The organism is Psychrobacter sp. FME5, assembly GCF_014861375.1.
Taxonomy (GTDB): Bacteria; Pseudomonadota; Gammaproteobacteria; order Pseudomonadales; family Moraxellaceae; genus Psychrobacter.
On sequence record NZ_RRYX01000172.1, the window covers coordinates 1 to 3,311 of the forward strand.

Genomic DNA, 3,311 nt, shown 5'->3' on the forward strand with positions numbered 1-3,311 from the left:
GTTTATTTGGTTCGATGATAAAAGAAGTCGGGTGAAGCAAAACTTTTTTTTGACGAATTAGGCTTAAATTATTGATGTGCATCATAGTGAGCAGTCGAAAGTAAATGAGGCATTTTAAAGAAAAGTAGCTGGTTAATGCAAATGATTTTCATTTTATTTATGGAATTGAAGCAGTTATTGAGCGCGCCAATAGACTTTTATGACCATATCTTGACGAGATAAACCAAGAGTTACCTTTAATTGTTGTCTTAATGATTTGATGTCCGCTGCTTCAAGCGCACCCCAAACCTTGCCAATCTTAAGAGGTAGTGTTGTTAACCTTGCATGTAATAAGCTTATGATTTGTTCAGAAAGATCGGTTGTTGGCGTTTTAATGATATGAAGTAGATTGTCTTGTAGAAAACGCTCATCATGACCTAAGTGCTGACAGAGATTGAGAGTGTGTAAATAACTGATATCTTCTGGATCTTCGGTGATAGCAATGACAAGGGGCGGCAACGGATTTTGCCAGTTTTCTAATAGATTGGCGACGGTAGGTAGAGAGGTTTCATCGCAAATCAATAAGCATTGTCCCTCACTGAGGTGTTCTATTTTTTCTGGATAATCGCGCACCGTTTTTATTGGCATGCCGCAGACGAGAGAGCGTGCCCAATTGCCACCTGGCGTGTTGCCATGGATATAAACATCTATCCAAGCTTGAACAGACAAGCGGATTGGATCTCGCCATGCTTTTCGCAGGGTGTAGTAGCGTTGTAAAGGTTTATCGTTATTTTCTGACTCACCATTTATGGTAGATAAAACTTCAGCATTTAACTCAAATAAATACGCGTAGCCTGGATGATTGAGTGGGATATTATCGGGTGCTGTGACCACCAGTCGATACATATTAGGACTGACATAATAACCATCAGTCACGCGAAAGTGCTGTTCTTGAAGCTTGATCGTACGCTTACCAAGCTTAGTAGCGGATGCCTGTAATAACGCTATATATTGCTCATGTAGTGTTTCAGCGTTACTAATAGGCACAAAAAAGTTGATAAAGTATTGATGATTAACACTAGAAAGGTTTTCAGCGAGGCTGTTATCTGTAGAACTGCTATCTTTTAACGCATTAGAGTTATTTTGATACCGATTCATCGTTATAACATCTAACAAAAGGCCGTCAGGATACAGCTCTTTTATCGATACTATATCATACTCGCCGACTGAGGCAGAGGTAAAGGCATTGATAAACATCGCAAGTTCATCTTGATGCTCTTCATTAAGATGGTGAATAAACATGGCTTTATCAGCAATGGCTAATGGGGTTTTATTGGTATCATAACGAGTAAGCGTTTCAGCCATAAAGGGTCATCCAAGCCAAAAAATCACATAACGGTTAGTTCATATAATCGTCAAGTAAATGGCATCTGAAAATATAAGGTAGCGGAGAATAGAGATAAAAATAGTAGAAGTTTAATCAATACGTATTGCGAGCCAAGCAAGGTGATAGAATTAGTAATCGATAATGTGAATTAAAAACACCTAAGCGTTATTGATAACCATTAACATCTAGATTATTATTACGTTAATAAGGCTAACTGTCAATGCATTTATAAATAGGAAGTTGTGATTTTAAATGATTATCAAGCTTCAGTTTAGAATATACTGTAATGTCACTACACCCTAATCGTCGAACCTTGATATAAAGCGATACACCTAAATAATCTTAAAAACACATACTTCGCAAAATATACCATTCAGAAGTTAACAATGATTTGATACTTAAGACATTGTCGCATTATGCTATTGATAAATAAAAGTAGTCTAGAATAATGTTTATCTACTACAGTCTCTATTCTTTTTGTTGCTTTTGCTGACGATGATTTTAAAAAATCTGAACCGCACTGGGATTGTCGGTGACTCAAAACTCTGAGAGAGTATGAAAATAGTCGCTTCATTGAATCTTATAATTTGTTATGACAAATGACTCTGGATAGAATAAGGCGGTTTTAAATGCTCCCTCTGAGGTATACCTATGGTGAACCAATCAGGTGCTTTCACTGATTCGGTTCCCTAGCGTGGACTGGAATCTTCGGTTGTAGGCTAATGAAATCAACGTTTTTGCTCCCGAAAATATTCTCAGTGTACTTCGTTGTATACATGCAGTGAATTTTTGAATAGTAGATCAAGTTATTTTTATTTACCATAAGCGCTGTTATAGAAATAAGAACAGCTAACGTCATATTGGCTGGCGCTTTCTTCCTAATTTCATTTTCATATTTGCTAGCACCAACCCCGACAATATCAATATCATTGCCAGCATCTTCCACCATGTCACAATCTCTCCTGTGAGTAGCACTGAGGTTATCATACCGAATACTGGCACCAATAGAGCGAATGGCATAACCTTAGAGGCAGTATTGTGACTGAGCAGATGCGCCCACAATCCAAAGCCTATCAGAGTTGAGATATACACGATAAACCCAAGTGATAGCCAAGACTTGAGCGATGCTTCGGTAAACGTCGCCAGTTGCCATGCCTCGGTCTCAAATATGAGAGAAGATAGAGTTAAAATCACGCAAGCGACCAGACCACCCCAAACCACCAGAGCGAGAGCAGATAACGCGGATGCCTTATTCTTACCAGTATTAGACGAAATAATAGACACGTCTGATCCTTGCTGCGTCGCTTGTGTTGACGCCTGCTTTGAGGCAATGTTACCAAAGCTCCAGCCTATGGCCGCAACCAAGATACAGACAAACCCAGCCAAAGGCATATCACCACCAAGGTTTAACGCGATGACGCTAAGCCCTAGCACACTGACCAGCATACCGATGATTTGCATGCGATTCACTGCCTCACCCAATATAAAATACGCCAGCAATACAGTGATAAAAATCTGAGTTTGTAGCAATAGTGCCGTCAACCCTGCTGATGCCCCTAAATGCATGGCAGTAAATACAAAAGCATACTGCATGACAAACGTACCGATAGCATAAATAAATAATGTACGGTTAAATTTGGGCGGCTTCAGAAAAAAAACCAGTGGCACAGCGGTAAAGAAAAAACGCAGGGTGGTGAGCATTAGCGGCGGAAAGCTTTCAAGTCCCCATGCAATAAAGGTAAAGTTCACACCCCAAATAAAGGCAACCAGTACAGCCAATGCGGTGTATATAGGAGTCATATCGTTGGCCTAGGAAATTATGGCAGGTTATCAGATTTACTTAGCTAAAAACCTGATATTTAAAAATTTTATGACAGCTTAGATTAACACACCAAGTGCAACGCTAAATTATATTATAGAACACCTGATTGGGCGTTTTAAACCC

Annotated in this window: 2 protein-coding genes; both read right to left on the bottom strand. The window is 39.3% G+C overall.

The features are described from left to right. Nucleotides 1-174: 174 nt before the first annotated feature. Nucleotides 175-1,344, bottom strand: coding sequence for a siderophore-interacting protein (locus EI161_RS13720; protein WP_192529814.1), 1,170 nt, complete (start codon nucleotides 1,342-1,344; stop codon nucleotides 175-177). Between the two features lie 877 nt (nucleotides 1,345-2,221). Continuing rightward, complete coding sequence (locus tag EI161_RS13725) at nucleotides 2,222-3,166, bottom strand: EamA family transporter (protein ID WP_192529816.1); 945 nt, start codon at nucleotides 3,164-3,166, stop codon at nucleotides 2,222-2,224. Nucleotides 3,167-3,311 lie beyond the last annotated feature (145 nt).

Bases quoted from the DNA above. Each gene is read 5' to 3' on its own strand.
- EI161_RS13720 (WP_192529814.1), bottom strand. From the start codon at position 1,344: ATGGCTGAAACGCTTACTCGTTATGATACCAATAAAACCCCATTAGCC.
- EI161_RS13725 (WP_192529816.1), bottom strand. From the start codon at position 3,166: ATGACTCCTATATACACCGCATTGGCTGTACTGGTTGCCTTTATTTGG.